The 18,581-nt window shown below is 67.7% G+C and carries 12 protein-coding genes and 2 pseudogenes; 5 read left to right on the forward strand and 9 right to left on the reverse strand.

Going from position 1 to position 18,581, the window contains the following annotated elements:
• Positions 1-1,162: 1,162 nt before the first annotated feature.
• The 4 genes from ACZ518_RS38745 to ACZ518_RS38760 all read right to left on the reverse strand — a co-directional run bounded on the left by ACZ518_RS38745 (position 1,163) and on the right by ACZ518_RS38760 (position 4,631).
• Positions 1,163-1,699 carry a DUF4240 domain-containing protein gene (locus ACZ518_RS38745; protein ID WP_469117730.1) on the reverse strand — a complete coding sequence of 179 codons (537 nt, stop codon included), beginning with the start codon at positions 1,697-1,699 and terminating at the stop codon, positions 1,163-1,165.
• Between the two features lie 80 nt (positions 1,700-1,779).
• Positions 1,780-3,246, reverse strand: a complete 1,467-nt coding sequence (locus ACZ518_RS38750) for a hypothetical protein (RefSeq protein ID WP_469117731.1) — start codon at positions 3,244-3,246, stop codon at positions 1,780-1,782.
• A gap of 3 nt (positions 3,247-3,249) precedes the next feature.
• The gene (locus tag ACZ518_RS38755; protein WP_469117732.1) at positions 3,250-3,573 is read right to left on the reverse strand and encodes a helix-turn-helix domain-containing protein; all 324 of its coding nucleotides are present in this window, start codon (positions 3,571-3,573) and stop codon (positions 3,250-3,252) included.
• Positions 3,573-4,631 carry a tyrosine-type recombinase/integrase gene (locus ACZ518_RS38760; RefSeq protein WP_469117740.1) on the reverse strand — a complete coding sequence of 353 codons (1,059 nt, stop codon included), beginning with the start codon at positions 4,629-4,631 and terminating at the stop codon, positions 3,573-3,575. Before ACZ518_RS38760 ends, ACZ518_RS38755 begins: the two co-directional genes overlap by 1 nt.
• 492 nt (positions 4,632-5,123) lie before the next feature.
• On the opposite strand from ACZ518_RS38760, the pseudogene ACZ518_RS38765 reads away from it, so the two are divergent.
• From ACZ518_RS38765 to ACZ518_RS38775, 3 genes and pseudogenes are all read left to right on the forward strand, one after another.
• A pseudogene (locus tag ACZ518_RS38765) lies at positions 5,124-5,497 on the forward strand (NF041680 family putative transposase); the annotation flags it as partial.
• Between the two features lie 97 nt (positions 5,498-5,594).
• The gene (locus ACZ518_RS38770) at positions 5,595-5,936 is read left to right on the forward strand and encodes an effector-associated constant component EACC1 (RefSeq protein ID WP_469117733.1); all 342 of its coding nucleotides are present in this window, start codon (positions 5,595-5,597) and stop codon (positions 5,934-5,936) included.
• Positions 5,933-7,462: a caspase, EACC1-associated type gene (locus ACZ518_RS38775; protein WP_469117734.1), complete on the forward strand. Its 1,530-nt coding sequence runs from the start codon at positions 5,933-5,935 to the stop codon at positions 7,460-7,462. Before ACZ518_RS38770 ends, ACZ518_RS38775 begins: the two co-directional genes overlap by 4 nt.
• Positions 7,463-7,739: 277 nt before the next feature.
• On the opposite strand, the gene ACZ518_RS38780 is transcribed toward ACZ518_RS38775, so the two are convergent.
• Positions 7,740-7,907: a hypothetical protein gene (locus tag ACZ518_RS38780; RefSeq protein WP_469117735.1), complete on the reverse strand. Its 168-nt coding sequence runs from the start codon at positions 7,905-7,907 to the stop codon at positions 7,740-7,742.
• A 486-nt stretch (positions 7,908-8,393) separates the two neighbouring features.
• Between ACZ518_RS38780 and ACZ518_RS38785 the strand changes: the two genes are divergently transcribed.
• Positions 8,394-10,514, forward strand: coding sequence for a hypothetical protein (locus ACZ518_RS38785; RefSeq protein WP_469117736.1), 2,121 nt, complete (start codon positions 8,394-8,396; stop codon positions 10,512-10,514).
• Between the two features lie 520 nt (positions 10,515-11,034).
• Here ACZ518_RS38785 and ACZ518_RS38790 read toward each other — a convergent pair.
• Positions 11,035-11,566 (reverse strand): annotated as a pseudogene (locus ACZ518_RS38790) (IS5 family transposase); the annotation flags it as partial.
• Position 11,567: 1 nt separating this feature from the next.
• On the opposite strand from ACZ518_RS38790, the gene ACZ518_RS38795 reads away from it, so the two are divergent.
• Positions 11,568-13,244, forward strand: a complete 1,677-nt coding sequence (locus ACZ518_RS38795) for a hypothetical protein (RefSeq protein ID WP_469117737.1) — start codon at positions 11,568-11,570, stop codon at positions 13,242-13,244.
• Positions 13,245-13,261: 17 nt separating this feature from the next.
• Here ACZ518_RS38795 and ACZ518_RS38800 read toward each other — a convergent pair whose 3' ends face one another.
• From ACZ518_RS38800 to ACZ518_RS38810, 3 genes are all read right to left on the reverse strand, one after another.
• Positions 13,262-14,158, reverse strand: a complete 897-nt coding sequence (locus ACZ518_RS38800) for a hypothetical protein (protein WP_469117738.1) — start codon at positions 14,156-14,158, stop codon at positions 13,262-13,264.
• Between the two features lie 152 nt (positions 14,159-14,310).
• Positions 14,311-17,784 carry an FxSxx-COOH system tetratricopeptide repeat protein gene (gene fxsT / locus ACZ518_RS38805; RefSeq protein ID WP_469117739.1) on the reverse strand — a complete coding sequence of 1,158 codons (3,474 nt, stop codon included), beginning with the start codon at positions 17,782-17,784 and terminating at the stop codon, positions 14,311-14,313.
• A 46-nt stretch (positions 17,785-17,830) separates the two neighbouring features.
• Positions 17,831-18,334, reverse strand: a complete 504-nt coding sequence (locus ACZ518_RS38810) for a hypothetical protein (RefSeq protein WP_469117741.1) — start codon at positions 18,332-18,334, stop codon at positions 17,831-17,833.
• Positions 18,335-18,581 lie beyond the last annotated feature (247 nt).

Consider the following 18,581-nt stretch of genomic DNA (forward strand, 5'->3'; position numbering starts at 1 on the left):
GGCGCAGCTGCGGGCCGCGGCCACCCGCAGTGAGCAGCTCGCGAAGGAACTGGTGGCCCCGGCTTCGGCCCTGTTCCGCATGGGCGGCCGGTAGAGGCAGGTTGCCGGGTTCGCTGCCGCGCGCCTGCTACTGGGCCCGCCTTCGGGGCGTTGTGCGGGGTATGGGACGGATGAAGCCGGGGCGTACGCGCCGGGCACGGTTGGAGTGTGGCCGCTGCGGTACGCGGGCGCCGGGGGACTGGACGTCGGCGGAGGCTGTGGAGTGGAGCGGCCGTTATGAGGGCGGCCGCCTGGTGCTCATCGTGTGTCCGCCGTGCCACCCCGCGGTGGAGACCGCCGAGGCGGAACTCAATGCGGCCGCGGTGACGGTCGGGAAGGAGGCCGGCGGGCGGTTCGCCGCCGACCCCGTCGTCTGCCTGACCGGTACACGGGCCGACCCCGGCATGGTGCTGTACGGGGGCGACCACCTCCACCGCGTCCTGCTCGGCGGGGCCGGTCGACGGCCTTGGCGTCGTGGAGCAGCTGCCGGTGGGCACGCGCTGCGTGCCTACCGTCGGCGGCGTGATGATCTACCCCTCCCAAGGCCTGCGCGGAGGTCCGCAGGCGGCCCTCGGGAGGCGGGGGCACGCTCCCGCTTGTGCTGCCGTCGGACGGGAGGCGGCGACGCTCGCGGGGCCGCCGGAGCATCAGCCCGCGAAAGCGCGCCGGGCGGCCGCCGACCTGCTCCCAAGCCCGTCCGTGGCCGGGGTGGACCCCTGCTCGGCGCCCGCGACGGGTCGGGCTAGGAGAAATCTCCCCCCGCTGTCCTGTCTGTTGTCGCCTTTCCGCCCCGAAGGCCTGGAGGGCAGGGCGTCCTTCCCGGGCGTGATGCCCGCGGGCCGAGGGAGACGGAGATGAGCGACTGGATGGATGTGGTGCGAGCGCTGGCGGAGGACCCGCTGGTGCGCCTGGTGGTGCGCGAGGGCGTCCGGGGGATCGCCCGGCGTGTGCAGCGCGGGCGCAGGTCGGCGGCTGCCGGCCTCGGGACTGGTAGGCCCGCATGTTGAGGTGTCGCGTATTCGCCAGCCGAGATGTGTTCATGGCCTGACGGAGTGACGGACAGTGATGTTCGGGAGTCTCGCCCTCCGCAGTCTGACCTCGTCTTGTGACTGCGAGCTTCCGTCTACTCCAGATAGAGAGCTGCCAAGCGGGGCAGGCGGCGAGTCATTTCGTCGTGGTCATCGAAATCGAAGTTCCAGGTGGGGTCCAGCTCCCGGTAGCGGATGGCGGGTGGGCTGGTGGGGAGCTGATCACCGGTCGCCGAGATATGTGCGTTCCAGGCGATGCCCAGCATGTCCTCACCCTCCAGGTCGACACCGTCGGCTGCGGAGGCTTGAACGATGGGCAGTTCTGCCAGGGCATCGGGGTCACCGACTACGCGCTCAAAGACGTCACAGCCCTGAGAGATCAGCCAGCCGCGGAAGTAGTCGAAGCCGTCGTCAGAGCACCCACCGTTGGCGATGTAAGCAGCGGCCCACAGAGGGTTGGTGTACGAGTCAACCATCAGCTCCCACAGCACCTGCTCAGCTGCGATGATCTCCTCGACCGGCCGGGAGGCCAGCAGCGAGGTCGCTTCGCGAGCGACCGCCTCGCCGTCGTTCGGGTTGGACGCCTGAATGCGGGCTGCCTCAATGAGCTGCCAGAACTGCTGCTTGTTCATGGAGGCAGAGCCTGCCATCTGGTACTGACATTTGTCCGTTCGGGGGAGCTTGGCCCATCAGAGCAGCCACGTCGCTCCCGTCAGCGTGTGTGGTCACCGGGGGCGTATCGGCTCCAGGTCCCGCCAGCTTCGGTGACGAGGTGGGTGGTGGTCTTGTCGTGGTAGCCGAGGGCCCGAGCGATCACGGGTGCAGGGGCTTGGAGGACCAGTTGGCGGATCGCTGAGGCTCGGCCGCGCTGGACGGGAACTCCGGCAGCTCGGAGCTGGTCGAGCAGGCTGGTCGGGTCCATCGGATGCCCGGGCTGCCGGCCGGGGAACAGCCAGGCCGTGCTGCGGCTGCTGGCGCGGGCGAGCCGGGGCTGTTCCGCCAGGTAGGCGCGCACGAGACCGGCGATCGGTCCAGGCAGCGGCGACAGAGGGTCTCCGAGCCGGACCATGAGGGCACCACCGTCGTCGATGACGTCTTCGGTGGTCAACCGAACGATGCGGCTGACGGGTTGGGCATAGAGCAGGTCGAGCGAGGCTGCGGTTCGGACTCGCAGTGGCAGGGTCTCGTCGTGCAGGACGCGGCGGAGGACGGCGAGGCGCCGGTGCTGGTGCATCGGGGCCTGATCCTGCTTGATTACATGGGGTGGCAGGACGAGTCGGGGCATGGTGCTGTTGTCCATGCACCAGCGCAGGAAGGGCTGGGCCGGTCGACGGGTGGCGTAGTGGTCAGCGTGCCAGGCGTCGAGGTCAGCCTGCCGGCATCGGTCGATGGTCCGGTTGCGGGCTGCGAGCCACGCGAGGAAGGCGTCGGCCTGGGTGATCTGCTGCCGGGCCTCGGATGCCGGGGATCGTCCGAGCGGCCCGGCATCGGCCTTCGCCCGCAGGCGCCGCAGTTGGTGCCAGGTGGCGAACCGGTGCAGAAGCTGGTGTCGCGAGGGATCCTCGACCGCGGCGAGCCGCTCGGCGAGCCAGCGTTCGTAGAGCAGGAGCCGCCGGTCCGCGGGAGGCAGGACGTTGCTCTCCATGAGCAGGTCACGCAGGTGGGCTGCCGTGCGCCAGTGTTCCTGCTGCTGCAGGCCCTCATGGCTGATCGGGACGCAACCGGTTGCCAGGTCCTGCAGGAGGCGGACGACGTTGGGGCGGCGGAGCCAGATCAGCCTGCTCTTTGGACGGTCGAGATCCAGGAGTAGATCTACGAGGGGCACCAGCTGGGCGCGAACCTGGCCGGTGTCGTCGTCGAGGAGGCCGGCGAGCCGGTCGGACAGGGTGCAGCGTTCGCAGAGCCGGCGACCGAGCAGCATCCCCTCGAAGCCACAGCGGTCGCAGAAGAAGTCGCGGCTGATCCCCGCGCAGTCGCGGCAGACCGGGACGCCGTCCGGATCGCGGCCGGGCAACAGCCGGTCCATGCCGCAGCCCGGACAGCGGCCCCGGACGCGCATCGCGCGCTCGTAGCAGGTGCGGCAGATCGGCCCGTCGGACCACTCGGCCGATTTCGCTGCCCGCCGACCGCAGCGTGAGCACGTGCGGACGTGCCAGCGTTCGTACTCCTCCGGCGTCACCGCTCAGTCCTCCGTCAGCCTGACCCGCTTGGGGCGGCGGGCTGCCAGGTCGATTGGCGCGTCCTGGCCGACGGCTCGCTGGACGGTCAAGTTCTCGGCCGAGGTGGCGATCAGGTCGGACGGTGTGCAGTCGAGGATGTCGCAGAGCACCGCCAGCACCGGCAGCGAGAGCCGTTCCGGGGTTCCGGAAACCAGGCGGTGGACCTGGGAGGCGGACAGGGTGATGCCCCGCTCAGACAGGTGGGGCATCAGCTCAGTGACAGTGAACATGCCGCGCGAGCCCATCAGCTCCCGCAGGCGCCACCGGTAGCCGATCTGGCGAGGCATCAGGAGATCCTTCCCGGCCGCAGGGCGGCCTCGACGGTCGCGTCCAGGACTCGCCGCAGGGTGCGAGTGCGGAAGTCGGAGGAGACGCAGGTGTAGATCGCGGTGGTGGACGCGTGATCGTGGCCGACCTGGTGCTGAACGAACAGCGGGTCGAAGCCGTCTTCGATCAGGTGGGTGATGTAGGACCTGCGCAGGGAGTGATACTCCAAGGCCGGATCCAGGCCGAGGGCATCGCGGTACGCGGCGAAGCGCGAGTCCAGGCGCTGGAGTCCGACCCGCGGCCCCCGTTCGGAGGGCCAAAGGGCTGGGCCGGTGGCTTGCCGCATGCCGGGCCGTACCTCCTTGATCCACTCGTCGACGATATCGGGTGTCCACCGCCAGACGGTCAGCACGCTGCGGCGTTTGGGCGGCGACCCCTTCTTCGCCTTGCCGTAGCGGACCTGGAGGGCGCCGTACTCGCCGAATTCCCGTCCCTCCGGGTTGCGGCCGAAGTCCGTAAGATCGAGCATGCGGGTCTCGTTGCGCCGCAGCCCGTAGGCGTAGGCGCTCTTGAACAGGGCGGCGTCGCGGAAGGCCGGCAGCCAGCCCTTGCGGCCTTTGCCTCGGACTCTCAGGACCTGGTCGTCGGCGTAGTCGAAGAAGGCTTGCAGCTCGGGCTTGGTGAACGCCCGGCGTTCCGGCTCGCCCTCGGCCTCGTCCGCGTGCACCGCCGCGTTCCACTCGTGGACCACCTGGATCGGGTGCGTGCCGAACAGACGCAGGCACTCCTCCGCCCACCCGTAGGCCGGGTCGGTCAGGAAGCCACAAAACTGCCGCACTGCGCCTTGGTAGTTGCGCAGGGTGGAGCGGACGCAGCCATGGACCGAGCGGAGATCCGCCGACCAGTCGTCGACGTGCTGCGGCGTCCACTGCCATGGCAGGACATCGGCGTGCCGAGTGAAGGCCCGAACCGTCCTCTCCTGGTCGGAGACGTACCCCGGCGACAGGTTCCGTGCGAGCTGCTGGTTGCGCCAGCCCTGGAGCATCGCCTCGAAGACCTGCTCGTCCGGCCGCAGCATCGGCAAGCCGTCGACCAGATGGAGGCGAGCAGACCCCGGTGCGAGGCCGTCCTGACCCATCCGCCATCACTCTCCGTCTATCGCATTGGACGCGATTTTTTCGCATCTGATGCGAGTCGGCGGTGTTTCCCCAGCTCAATCGCTCGATGGAGTGAAGGAGTCAGCGGGGCGGTGGCCAGGCCGCTACCGTGATCCCGTGTGCAGCCAGGTGCAGCGTCCCTGGCAGGCCTGGCAACAGCTGGCGGTCAGCCAATCCCAGGTCCGCCGTCGCCTATTCGCATCCGATGCGATTGGCGTCGGTAGGAACATCGGTACAGCGGTTAACGCTAAGCCGATGATCATGGTCCGACCGGTGTGAGCGTGCTTCACCCCGTACACGGCCAGGGTGTCGGCGTCGACCGGGCCATCGTGGCCCTCCGGCCCAACAGGCGACGCCGCACCGGCGGCCGGACCGGCAGCCACGGCCAGGATCCCCGCCGCATGGCCCGCTCCTTCCGGCTGATGAAACAGACTCTCGGGTGGACCCGTCCGAGGCTGCGGCCCCCCGAGGCCGGCGAGCGCTGGACCTGGCTCTGATCATCGCCGCGCACACCCAGATCCGCCTTCTGAGCTGGGCCGCCGCCGACTTGCGTCGGCCGTGGGAGAAGCCCGCCGAGCGCGGCCGGCTCACCCCGGCCCGACTCCGCCGAGGGTTCAGTAACCTCCGCCCGCATCTCACCTGCCCGGCCCGCGCACTGAAGCCCTCAACTCCCGGCGCTAGAAGGTCACTTGGCTCGAAGAACCGGTTGCCCGCCACCCGCTACGACGTGGGCAAGACCGTGAAACGAGCCGAGAGCATCACCGAACGAAACCGACTTAGACCATAAAGAACAAGCTGAAGGCGAAGCCGCCATCAAGCGCCTGCGCCGCGAGAAGAGCCGGGTCTAAGGTGATCGGGATAGTCGGGTTCGTGGAGGGGGAACGATGGCGCAGGTGCTCACCTTGGGGACGGACGGATCAAACGACGAGCTGGCCTCCTTCGCGCAGTGGCTGCGTGAGGAACCGGACGTCCACCGCCATGCGAGGATCGAGTGGGCGGCCGCCACGCCGGCGGAGGGCGAGATGGGCGGCGCTCTCGACATCGTGAAACTTGTCATCGACTCCGGCTTCCAGATGGTCAACCTCGGTCTCGCCTACGCTGCGTGGCGGGCAACGCGGCCCGCTCCCGCTCCGGCGATCACCGTGGAGCGCGACGGGGTACACATCACGTTGACCGGGGATGATGCTGAGGCAGCGGCCAGGTTGCTCCGGGCGCTCGGGGAATGAGCGCGCTTCCTGACCCGGCCGCCTCACGGGCCGTATTGATCGGAACGAGCCGCTACGACAATCCCGCTCTGGGCGATCTTCCAGCTGTCGCAGCGAACCTCGACGCACTGGCCGCGCTGCTGTGCGCTTCGGACGTGTGGGGGTTACCGGCGCGCAACTGCACCGTCGTCGCGAACCCGGCCAGCGCCGCTGAGATTCTCGCTCCGATCGCGGCTGCCGCGGCCGAGGCCACCGACACCCTGCTCGTGTACTACGCGGGCCACGGGCTGGTCGCGCGCGCGGCCCCGGAGCTGCACCTGGCCCTGACCGGATCCAGACAGAACGCGTCGTACACGGCCGTACCGTACGGCCTACTCCGCGAGGAACTCGTCGGCGTCCGGGCCCTGCGTCAGGTCGTCATCCTCGACTGTTGCTACAGCGGACGTGCTCTCGGGCGCATGGCGGGAGAGGACTCGGTGACGCTGGTCGCCGATGAGGCCGAGATCGAGGGTACGTACCTGATCGCCGCCGCGGCCGAGACCAAGGCGGCGGTGTCCGTTCCCGGCGAGCCGCACACGGCCTTCACCGCGGAGCTCCTGGGCGTCCTCTCGCGCGGCATACCGGGCAAAGGGCCGTACGTCGACCTCGACACGGTGTACCGGGAAGTCGAGTCGGCCTTGCGGGCCAAAGAAAGGCCGATGCCCCAGAGGAGGATCCGCAACACGGCGGACCGGGTCGCCTTCCGCAACCGTGCGCATCCCTCGCCAGCCACACCCGCGCCCCACGGTCATGGCGCCCTGGCCGTTTCTGTCCCTCCGGTCCTTCCTGTCCGGCGCCTCCGCTCCAAGGCGACCCTGACAGCCGGACTGTGCGTCCTCCTTGGTGGCGTAGTGCTCGGCGCTCTGCAGAGCGGGCTCTTCGCAGGCGACGGCAAGGCGCTGGGATCCCATCCTTCACCCAGTCCCAACCCGGGCACGGCCGACGCGTCCAAGACCACATCATCACCTTCGCCGAATCCCACCCCTCCCGCGCCGAGTCATGTACCCGAGACCAGCCCGACACCCACGCCTGCCCCGACGCCGTCGCCCAGTCGCGAGGCGAGCCGCACGTCCGAGGAGAAACCAGCTTCCTCCGGGGCAAAGCCGTGCAAGGCCACGAACCTCCAGCTCTCCCTCAACAGCAGGAAGAACGAGTACGAGCCGAACGAGGAACCCGAGCTGGACCTGAACGCGAAGAACCAGGGCGACACCCCCTGCACACTGGACTTCCGGCTCACACCAGTCGTCGTCAAGATCATCAGTGCGGGTGGGGACGCCCAAGTAGCGGCGAACGACTGTCAGAACGGAACGACGCTTCCCCCTTACGAGCGACGTATCGAAGCCGGAACCGCCACCCTGCTCACGTTCCGGTGGAACCCGCACAGCCGAGCGATCGAGCCGTGCTCGGCGCCTCCGGGGCAACGAGCACCGGCCGGTACCTATCTCGCCGAGGCGGCACTCACCGGGGTGCCCGTGGCGAGAAGCTCTTTCGTTCTGCGTGGTCTCTGACGAGAAGGAGACCACTTGATCTTCGACTGTGCGGCGGGGGCACGGAGTGGCCGAATCCTTGTTCCGGGCCGGCACCGGAAGGAGAGGGGGGCTTCACGGGCCTGGCCGGCCAGTTCCGTGCCTGGCATGTCGGAAGGTGAAACGTCGGTGACGAGCCGTGGACTCCCGCGGCTACGAGCTCGGACCTGAAACCCGGCTGGACTCCCTCGACCTGCAGCGTCAGCAGCCGGGGTGACCGGCCGGGTTGTCCGGCCGGCCCGGGTGGCCTGCTCACGGATCAGGACACCGCCCAGTCGATGCCGAGTTCGGCGAGGGTTTCGAGTTGCGCGGAGTCGAGCCGGGTGCGGAAAGACTCGCGCAGCGGCCGTGGGCCGGCTGACAGTTCGCGGTCCAGGAACCGGCGCAGCGGAGTACGGGGACTGTGCAGTCCGGTGGTGAGGCTCATTCGAAGGTCACCGCCTTGAGGAGGCACCGCCCGCAGGCGGTGGAATCGTCACGGCCGGACGCTACGAACGGGCACTGACAACGCGTCACCCACAGGAGGTAGCCGCCTGTAACCCACATGAAATCGTTCCGCCGATCGGGTGGCGGAAGGCATCGGGCGCGGTGTACCTAGGGCCCGAAACTGCTGGCGTGGTTGGAGGCTGATGCGTGCGTGGCGGGGTGCTGATGCCTGCCGGTCAGGGCGTGCTCGGGATTGGTGGCATCGTCCCAGCGGCCCTGTGCCCCCAGCGCGGCCCAGAGGGGTGCCTACGCTGACCGCAAGCTGGGGGTGCTCAGCGTGCTCCGGTGTTGCGTAGTTTGCGCACGCCGCCGACCCGGTACAGCTGAGGCGTTCACCCCTGTGGCACGCCTCGAACGGCCTTGTCCCGATTGTGATGCCTGATAACCCCGTCGAGAATATTCGCGACAGCGAGTGAGGGGTTCCGCCATGGGTCTGATCGAGATTCAGTTCAAGCAGGAAGCACTTCTGCAAACGATTCGAGCACGGCTGAATAGGCAGCCGCTGTCGACCGCGGCTGTGCCAGGGAAGCCCGGACGCTGGCTGGATCATCTGGACTGCACGAGTGTCGTTCTAGCCGCTCCCGCTGACGTACCCCCTGAAGCAGTCGTGCCAGCCGGAGGGCTCTTGGTCCAAGCGGCGATTGATGCGCATCACACCACGTACGAGGACGCTCGATCTGCGGGTAGTCTTAACCAGCCTCAAACACAGGTGCTGAAGGCACAGGTGTGGATTGCTCTGTCTGCAACCGGAACGCTAATCAGTATCTCGGTCGCTGCTGCCAGCGTTGAGGGATTTTCTGTAGATCCCGCCATGCTCTTCTCTTCTGTGACAACAGTCGCCGCGTGGCCCCAACCCGGGGCCGGCGGCGCTGTAGTAGCTGGGGCTGGTGTCATCGCATTTCGGCAGGCGACGTCTCCGGGAGATGTACTGACGGATCCCGTGGTGGACATGGCGGGGCAGTGGGATTGGGCACAGCTGGTTTCAGGGTCCGCATTGGCTGATCAACTCAGAAATGAACTCCAGGCGGCACTCGCTGACAAAGTGGAAGAGAACCCCAAGAAGTACCGCCTAGAGGAAGACGCCACAGGCGTATGGGGGTTTCCATGGGCGCAAGCAGTGTCATCTGGCGTAATCGAGGCTGTTGACTCATGTCAACCGTTTGATGTTGACGTCTCAGTCACGGTAGGCCTTAGCGCCTCGTTCGAACCGAGGGTAAATGAGAATGTCGCGATTGCCACCTACATGCTCAGCTGGGATGCCGAGGACTGGGATAGTGTCCGGTGCGCGATCGGTACCCTTGTCCTGGGTCTGGGCATCAGCAACTTCACATTTATTGGCCCAATCCTGCAAAAGGTCAGCCAACTGGCTGGCCTGGGGGCGCTTATCGCAATTCCAATTCTGGTGGAGGGTGGGACTTCTGGCGCATTTGAGAATAGGCCGACGCCGCCAAATCTTGTGGAAATTGCGCGCGATGATGACAGCATCACCTATCAGGGTTCAATCTCTCTAGAGCCGGCCCTGGGTGAGTTCGCGCGGGTTTATGTGAGAGAGGCGAGTGTCGGACCGGCTGGGCTCGTCAGCCGAGGGAAACTCTCAGTCAGGCATCCGGATCGGGGTATCAAGGGGTTTGTCTCGTCCGCCTATTGGGGATGGGATGTTGACTGCAAGCATCAGACGTTTGGTCAGAGATTCCATCCTGCGGACGTTTTTCTGAGCGACGCCGCCGCCATCCCGCTGCGGCTACTCAACCCTCCTCGATTCCGCACCGACCCGCCGGAGGAGTGGAAGCCCCGCATGGACGCCGACGCAATGGCCGTCCGCATCAGCCACGATGATTCAGTGCCTACTGGAACAGACTTGGCCTTGTGGGTCCACACTACAAATGGGCTGCGGTGGATTCATCTGGGAAGCGTGCCTGCTCCTAAGCCACCCCTAACTCCCGCCCAAAAGGCTGCCGCCTTTGCTAAATGCTTGAATCTCAAGGCAGAGAAGCAGTACCTGGGGAAGCAGTATCAATGGCTACCCGACCCGCCGCCGGATCAGTATGGAATTCCCCCCTACAGGGAGTGGTCCGTAATCGTAGAACAACTGCAAGACGGCGATACGATCGAACTGGTGGCCGTGCAGGCGAATGGGGCAGAGCGCCTCCTCGGGGCAATCCAGCCCGACAAAGGCAATGTCTCTGCTCAGGTTCTTACGCATGCGACGGAGCAACTGGCTCTCAGGACCAGTCGGGAAATTCCGGGTGATTCTCTGCGTATGGGGCAGCGTTGGATCACCCCGTGGGCGAAGATGCCGATTAAGGGAGGACCCGCCTCTGTGCGTGTGAGCAACGGAATGATCGACGTGCTCTCTGTGGTGGGCGAGCGAATTGTGGCCGACCCTAACGGCCGCACGTGTATGAGCTTCATGGAGAATGACTCAAGCCTCCCGTTCCGGTCCGACGATCGCTCATTTCGGACCCGTCGTGTCGGCAAGATGGCGGTGGTTGCAATCGACGGCGACTATCTCATCATCGGCAAACCGGGGCCGCTTCATCGGCTGTGAAGGGAATTGGGAGCGCCGATCCGGTCACAAGGCTTCATGGCCGTCATGGAGCAATTGTTGATGCCATGCGAATCGCCCACTTTTCCGAAGGCCGGCAGTGAATCACTGCCCAAGATGTGGAGGAGTAAGAACGCCTAACACAATGAGGTGGTGTCACCAGCAGGCGACGCACCGGGGTGAGGCCTTCCGACAGGAAGATCGTGAAACGTCTCTGTGATCCGATGACCGTCGCCATGTAGACCCGGGCTGCTCCTGCGGCTTCGAGTCCGGCGATGGCCTCGGCAAGTCCGGGCCGGGGTGTGACGCCCGTGTCGAGCATGACTTGGTTGTCGCCAGGACCAGGTGTCCCAGAGCTGTCGTGCAGAAGCCGATTGGTTCAGGAAGACCTGGAAGTCCGCGCGTGCCTCCAGCTCGGCCAGGGCTGCGCGTGCTGAGATGCTGTCGTCCTGGGACTTGCAGGGCGTCTCGGTTCATGCGATCAGTTTGCCGGGCCGGTCGATCGACATGGGGCGAGTGCCGGTCAGGTCAAGGACAGCACCTGGCGATGGGTGATCAGACAGCAGGCAAGCTTGAGGAAGGCTTCGTGGATGTCGACCCGTCGTTCCCAGCGGACACGGAGTCGTTTGAAGCCGTGGAGCCAGGCGAAGGTGCGCTCCGACCACCCACCGGTAGGTACCCAGACCGCTGCCGTGGGCCGTGCCGCGTCGGGCGATGGCGGGGAGGATTCGGCGGGCCCGGACCTGATCGCGGTAGACGTCGTGGTCGTAGCCTCGGTCGGCGAAGACTGACTGGGGCTTGCGACGGGGCCGCCCGGGTCTGCCTCGGACTGGTGGGATGGCGTCGAGCAGGGGCAGGAGCTGGGTGACGTCGTTGCGGTTGCCGCCGGTGAGGATGACCGCGAGCGGGGTGCCGTGTCCGTCGGTGATCAAGTGGTGTTTGGAACCGGCCCGTCCCCGGTCGACTGGTGACGGTCCTGTCTGGAGCCCCCCTTTTAGCGCCCTGACGTGGCTGGAGTCGACGACCGCTCTCGACCAGTCGAGGCGGGCGGCGGCGTTGCGGCAGACCGTCCGGGCCTTTGCTGGCTGCGCCCGGCTGGCTGACCTGCTGGAGGTTGAGCCCGATGTCGACGCGCTCTCCTACTACCCGCACCTGCTGGCCTGGGAGCTCGCCCAGCTTCCCGCCGAACAGGCCACGGTGCCGGTCATCCTGCTGGACACCTTCGAGGACACCGGCACCCGCACCCACCGCGACCTCGAACGGCTCCTGCAGCGCCTGGTGTGGCTCATGCCCAACAGCTTCTTCATCGTCACCGGCCGCGGCCGCCTGCAATGGGCCGACCCGGCGCTGGAGGGCCAGCTGGACTGGACCGGCCCCACCGCCTGGCCCGGGCTCGTCGGACAGGCCGTCCCCGGCCCCCGCACCGCCGGCACCCCGACCGGGACCGGCCGCCAGGTCCTCATCGGCGACTTCTCCCCCGAGGACTGCGTCGACTACCTCTCCAGGCGCCTGACCCGCGACGGCCAGCCCCTCATCGATGCCGGCCTGCGCACGGTGATCGCCGAGCGCTCCCACGGCCTGCCCCTCTACCTCGACCTCGCCGTCCTGCGCTTCCTCGAGCTCCGCCGCAGCGGCCACACCCCCAAGCCCGCGGACTTCGGCACTGACTTCCCGGCCCTACTCACCCGCACCCTGGCCGACCTCACCGCCGACGAACGCCACCTCCTCCGCGCCGTCAGCCTGCTGGACGCCTTCGACCTCCCCCTGGCCACCGCCACCGCCGGCCTGACCCACCTCTCCGCAGCCGCCCGCCTGATCGAGCGGCCCTTCGTCCGCAACGACCCCTTCGCGCTCTGGCCCTACCACCTGCACGCCCTCATCCGCTCCACCCTGCGCACCGCGGACGACGCCACCGACGACCGCTGGACCGAGACCGACTGGCAGCAGGCCGCCGCCCGCGCACTGGCCGCGCTCGGCACGCAGTGGCAGACCAGCAGCGGGCCGGACCGGCGGCTGCTGGTCGGCTGCCTGCGCCAGGGCCTCGCCCTGGCCCGCGATCACCAGTTCGAACTGGGCTGGCTCACCGACGCCGCCTGGGCCTACACCGACGACTCGGTGTGGGAGCCCCTCCCCCTGCCCGGCCGGGACGGCCGCCAGGGCGAACCCGCCACCGGCGCCGACGCCCTGGCCGAACTCCTCTCCGCCCTTGCGCGCCGCCAGCACGAGCACCGGCCCGTGACCGCCTCCCGGCTCACGCGCGTCATCGACTCCGGCCTGCTGCCCGCCAACCTCACGGAGATGGCCCTCTACTACCGTGCCAAAGCCCACCGCGACCTCGGCCAGAACGACACCTCCCGGGACGGCATGCGCCAGGTCGCTGGCGGCGGCGGCCGCCTCGCCCCCGCGGCCGCAGGCGGACTGGCCCACCTGGCCCGCGCCACCGGCGACTTCCCCACCGCCCTGTCCACTGCCAACACCCTCGGCTGGTCCGGACGCGGAAGCCGGGTGCTCGGCGACATCCACTTCGCCCACGGCGACATGGACCAGGCCATCACCGCCTTCAGCGCCGCCTGCACCGAGGCCGAACAGCACGGCAACGCCGGGGAACAGGCCATCTCCGAGGCCCTCATCATCTGGGCTGCGATCACCCTCATGACGCGCCGCCTCAGCCGAAGTCCCGGATTCCGGACCGAGCGCGGACCAGCAACGATCGGTCTGGTCCAGGCTGCCTGATCCGGAGAACTGTACATCTACAGGCTGGCGCGGGCGAGCAGGTCTTCCGCCTGCTCTCGCGTGAGCCTTGGTAGAGCAGGTGTGGGTGGCGGGCACATGTGGGTGCTTCTCTGGAACGACAGGCTCCATTCAGTCAAGGGGTCGTCAGTCACCAGGGTGGCCACGAGGCTCTCACGCAGAGCCGAGGGGGTGTCCGGGCGGGCGGCGATTGTGTTGCGGACGAAGACGTCCACGTCGGCGGCCAGCACGTCCCGCAGCTCAGCGGACAGGTTCGGATGGGCTGCCACGGCCCTGCGAACGCCGGAATCCAGATCGCGGGCCAGCTCCGGTGACGGGTCGACATAGCGGACGGCGATGGCGCGGGTCTCCGGATCGGCAAGGAGAACGGGCAACAGGTCCACCGGCGGTGAGTACGCCGAAGCGGCAGACCTCCGGATATTCGGATCGGAATCCGTCAGCAGAGCCCGGCGCACTGGCTCCGGTGCATCCCTCCAGTACTGGACGACGTTCGACCGCACACTTGGCTCAGCGTCTTCGGCCAGGAGGGCCAGGAGCTCAGGGGGCAGATTCTCGTTCATCGCGAGGAACGAACGCACGCAGGAATCCTGATCATCCGCCAGGCGCGCCAAAAGCCCAGGCGGCTCGTCTGCGACGCTCGCCGCGACCGCGGCCCGGACTGACGGTTCCGGATGCTCCGCCAAGCGGGCCCTGACCATCGCAGGCACGTGCGCGTTCGCGGCGAGAGTACGTGCGGACCCGAGCCTGATGACCTCCTCGATCGACTCCGCCGTCAGGTCCTTGCGGAGAAGAGCGGCCGAACGGCGAGCCTGCGGGTGCTGGAGCAATCGCCACACGAGGTCGGAGGGGAGATCCTCTTGGACAGCAAGAGCACTCAGTTCGGCATCCAGGTTCATGAACCGCAGGCTAAACCGATCAACACAGAAGCGTCAGCCACCCGACAGCCATGGCTCAGTTCCCGCGGGGACAAGTCGCAAGACAGGCGGTTCGGTCCCCCAGACGGCCGCTGTCCCAGAAACAAGGGGATGATGCAGTACTGGCGGGCCGCTCAGGGAGCTTCTTTGTCGGCTCTGGCCTGCCAGTAGGCAGCGCCTTCGAGAGCGAGGCGTGTGTCGGGGTGTTCTGGTCCCAGGACATGGAGGTAGTCATCCAGCAACTGTGTGAAGGCGGTCGCCGCCGAATCTGCGTCGCCCGCCATGCCTTGGCAGTAGGCGAGCTGACCTCGCGCGGAGAGGGTGTCGGGGTGCTCCGGGCCCAAGAGTCGTACACGCCCGGCCACTACTTCTTCGGCGGCGGCAGCAGCGCCCTCCACGTCGCCGGCCTTCTCCCGTGACGAGGCCAGCAACTCCCAGGCTGTGATTGTGTCGGGATGGTCGGGCCCCAGTACCCGCACACGAGCCGCCAGAAGTTCCTTCCACGCAGTTGCTGCGCCGGAGTAGTCTCCGGCTTCTTCACGCCAGTGGGCCAGGACGCCCATCGTCGTGAGGGTGTCAGGGTGGTCCGGGCCCAGCACGTGCAGGCATGCCTGCAGGAGTTCTTCCTGTGTGGCTGTGGCGCCGGCTGGATCTCCGGCCGTACCCCTCCTGTATGCAAGGTCAGCCCAGGCTTGCAGGGTGTGGGGGTGCTCCGGTCCCAGGACGCTTGTTCGTTCTCTCAGTAGCTTTGCAGCCGCCTCGACTACATGGTCTTCCCTGCTCTGCTGAAGAGCTGGCGTGCCTGTGGAGGCGCGCGCACGGGAGTCCGGTGCACGTTGCCAGGGCGGTTGATCAGATCCGTCTGCGGCTCCCACCTCGCCCTGCTGGCGGGCAATCGCGAGGTAGTTGCGGGAGGTCAGGGTGTCGGGGTGGTCTTCACCCAGCACCCGCAATCGGTCGGCCAAGGTCTGCTCGAACAGGGGGATGGCGCGGGCCAGATCCCCCGCATCCAGGTAGGCGCCGGCGAGATTGTTGCGGGAGGTCAGGGTGTCGGGGTGGTCTTCACCCAGCACCCGCAATCGGTCAGCCAGGGCCTGCTCGAACAGGGGGATGGCGCGGGCCAGATCCCCCGCTTCCACGTGGGCGCCGGCGAGATTGTTGCGGGAGGTCAGGGTGTCGGGGTGGTCTTCACCCAGCACCCGCAATCGGTCAGCCAAGGTCTGCTCGTACAGGGGGATGGCGCGGGCCAGATCCCCCGCCTCCCGGTAGGCGCCGGCGAGGAAGCTGCGGGAGGTCAGGGTGTCGGGGTGGTCTTCACCCAGCACTCGCAATCGGTCGGCCAAGGTCTGCTCGTAGAGGGGGATGGCCCGCGCCAGATCCCCCGCTTCTTCGTAGGCGAAGGCGAGGTTGCCGCGGGAGACAAGGGTGTTGGGGTGGTCTTCACCCAGCACCCGCAACTGATCCGTCAGGGTTCGCTCGAACAGGGAGGTGGCCCGCGCCAGATCCCCCGCATCTTGGTAGGCGCCGGCGAGGCCACTGCGGGCGAGCAGGGTGTCGGGGTGGTCTTCACCCAGCACCCGCAATCGGTCGGCCAAGGTCTGCTCGTGCAGGGGGATGGCGCGCGCCAGATCCCCTGCTTCTTGGTAGGCGAAGGCGAGGTTGCTGCGGGAGGTCAGGGTGTCGGGGTGATCTTCACCCAGCACCCGCAACTGATCCGTCAGGGTTCGCTCGTACAGGGCGATGGCGCGGGCCAGATCCCCCACATCAAAGTAGGCGCCAGCGAGATTGTTGCGGGCGAGCAGGGTGTCGGGGTGGTCTTCACCCAGCACCCGCAGCTGATCCGTCAGGGTTCGCTCGTGCAGGGGGATGGCGCGCGCCAGATCTCCCGCCCCCCGGTAGGCGATGGCGAGGTTGTTGCGGTAAGCCCATGTGCTGGGGTGGTCTTCACCCAGCAGCCGCAACTGATCCGTCAGGGTTCGCTCGAACAGGGGGATGGCGCGGGCCAGATCTCCCGCATCCCGGTAGGCGATGGCGAGGTCGTTGCGGGAGATCAGGGTGTCGGGGTGGTCTTCACCCAGCAGGCGCTCGGTAGCGGTGACGGAACGTCGTAGGTAAATGATCCCGCGGGCGGGCGAACCCTGATCGGTCAGGAATCGCCCAGCCATATGGAGGAGGCGGGCAATGGTGTCGGTGTCGATGTCGGGGGCGACGTGATTGGCGAGGGCTTCGATGTGGGGAAGCAGCGTTCGGCAGGTGGGCCAGGTAGAAGGATCGTTCAGGGTGGGGGGTAGGACGTTGTACAGGTTGATGGCGGCCTGTGCGCGTCCGTGGTCGATGTGGTCGGGTGTGCGGTGGGGGTTGTCGGGGTCGGGGGTGCGGGCGAGGGTTTGGACGAGTCGGTGGACGGTGATGGTGCCGGTGGCGGGGTCGGGGGTGATCATGTTGTAGGCGGTGAGCAGGCCGATTGCCTGGTTGAGTGCAGGCGGGTCGCCGTCGGGCAAGTCGATCAGGTGAGCGGGGATGTTTTCGGGGGCGTACCAGGCCAGGGTGCGCAGGAGGTCGGCTGCTGCGGGCTGGCGGGCGGTGATCTGGTGGAGGGTGACGTCCCAGATGCGGGCGATGGTGCGTTGGGCTGGTGTGGTGGCCCCGCCGTGGCCGTAGATCGCTCCAGGGTGCTGGGCGAGCAGGTGGAGGTAGCCGCGGGGGGTGGTCAGTAGGTTCTGGGCGAGGTAGGCGGCTGCTTGGTCGATTGCCAGGGGCAGGTGGCCCAGTTCGGCGCACAGGTCGGCGGCGCCGTTCAGGTCCCGGGGGCCGGCTGCGGTGGTGATGCGGGTGAGGAGGGCGAGGGAGTCGGCCTCGTCCAAGGTGTCGAGGCGTACCAGGGTAGTTGCGTCGCTCCAGGCGGTGGCGAGGCGGCTGGTGATCAGGAACCGGCCGTCGGGGGCTTGGGCGATCAGGGTGGCGATGTCGGCGGGGTCGTTGACGTTGTCGAGGATGAGTAGCCAGCCGGTGTGGCTGGCCAGCCACTGCAGGCCCCACTCGGCGAGTCCCTCGACCGGCAGGGCCTTGGCCAGGACGGGCTGCAGGGCGGTGGTGAGGCTGGCCAGCCCCTGCTGGACGCTGGCGGGGCTGTCGGCGGTGATCCAGCGCACCGGTGTGCGGCCGTGGGGGCGGGTGGCGGCCCAATGGGCTGCCAGGGTGCTCTTGCCGACCCCGCCCAGCCCGTGCACTGCCTGGACCAGGGCCGCGCCCGGGGCAGCGAGGGCCGCGTCCAGGCGGTCGAGTTCGTCGCCACGCCCCACGAAGAGTCCCGGCCGGTGCGGCAGATTGTCCAAGCCGGCGGGGGCTTCCACCTCGGCGGGAGGCCGCATCGCCTCGGGCGGAAGGTGAACGGTGGGACTGAAGATCCCGGTGATGGCGTACCCGCCGCCGGTGACAGTCGCGTCCCCGCTGTTGATCACAACCTGCCCAGCACCCCTCACTGCGGATGCCTCAGCCGAGGGAGCGCCGCGCCGGGCCGGCTGCGCACTGGAGGTGTCACCTTGTGCTGCCTGTGCAGGCGCGGCGGCCTTGCCAGCGTTGCGCTTGCCCCCCAGCCATCGGACCATGCCGGCTCCTTGGCTTGCCTTGACCAGTGCGGGGGCGGCGGGGCGGTCATTCGTTGACGATGCCGCTGACAGCGCTGGAGCCCTTCCCCCGGGCGTCCGCGTCCCCTGTGTTTACCGCCGTCGCGGGGCCGGTCTGGCTGCCGCGCCCGCGTTTGACACCGGTGACGGCGCTGCCGCCCTCACTGGCGGCCGCATTCCCGGTCCTCATGGCCACATCACCGGTTGAAGCGGCAACGAATGCCAGCATCTCCTTAAGCTGTTCGGCTGCCTGCTCGCGCTCAGGAGCGTCGAGGCTTTCCAGCAGGGACTCGAACCGGTTCTGCCACACACCTTCCTGCCGCAGACGTTCACTTCCGGTGTCATTCGCGCTGCTCAGGACCTCAGCTGTGTGATCCAGACGTGCAAGCTCAGCGTCCGCCCGCGCGGGCTCACCGTGGGCAAACAGATTCCCCACCCGTCTTCGCAGGCCGTTCCACGCATCGGTTCCCGCGGCCTGGGCCACTGCGGTGCCACCAGCCAGCGCCAGGGCCGTCAACGATTCGACCAGCATGCGATCACCACTCTCCGCCGATGGGCCACGCCCGCTGCTCTACCTCGGACGGCCGCATTCACCAGCCCATACATTCAGCGAAGCCCACTCTCACCATTCCTGCAAAGGGACACCAAGTTCAGCGCGTCGGTGAGCCAAAGCCGCCAGCCTTAGACGTCGTTTCCTTTGGTGTGATCGTTCGTTGATCCGTGCATGACGGATCTGGTTGAGCGTCTGGTGCCGGACGAGTTGTGGATGCTGTTCAGAC

This window comes from Streptomyces sp. NPDC033966 (assembly GCF_055575955.1).

Coding starts and splice junctions, on each gene's coding strand:
- ACZ518_RS38745 (WP_469117730.1), bottom strand. CDS start 1,699: ATGAACAAGCAGCAGTTCTGGCAGCTCATTGAGGCAGCCCGCATTCAG.
- ACZ518_RS38755 (WP_469117732.1), bottom strand. CDS start 3,573: ATGCCTCGCCAGATCGGCTACCGGTGGCGCCTGCGGGAGCTGATGGGC.
- ACZ518_RS38760 (WP_469117740.1), bottom strand. CDS start 4,631: ATGCTGCGGCCGGACGAGCAGGTCTTCGAGGCGATGCTCCAGGGCTGG.
- ACZ518_RS38770 (WP_469117733.1), top strand. CDS start 5,595: ATGGCGCAGGTGCTCACCTTGGGGACGGACGGATCAAACGACGAGCTG.
- ACZ518_RS38775 (WP_469117734.1), top strand. CDS start 5,933: ATGAGCGCGCTTCCTGACCCGGCCGCCTCACGGGCCGTATTGATCGGA.
- ACZ518_RS38780 (WP_469117735.1), bottom strand. CDS start 7,907: ATGAGCCTCACCACCGGACTGCACAGTCCCCGTACTCCGCTGCGCCGG.
- ACZ518_RS38785 (WP_469117736.1), top strand. CDS start 8,394: ATGGGTCTGATCGAGATTCAGTTCAAGCAGGAAGCACTTCTGCAAACG.
- ACZ518_RS38800 (WP_469117738.1), bottom strand. CDS start 14,158: ATGAACCTGGATGCCGAACTGAGTGCTCTTGCTGTCCAAGAGGATCTC.
- fxsT (WP_469117739.1), bottom strand. CDS start 17,784: ATGGTCCGATGGCTGGGGGGCAAGCGCAACGCTGGCAAGGCCGCCGCG.
- ACZ518_RS38810 (WP_469117741.1), bottom strand. CDS start 18,334: ATGCTGGTCGAATCGTTGACGGCCCTGGCGCTGGCTGGTGGCACCGCA.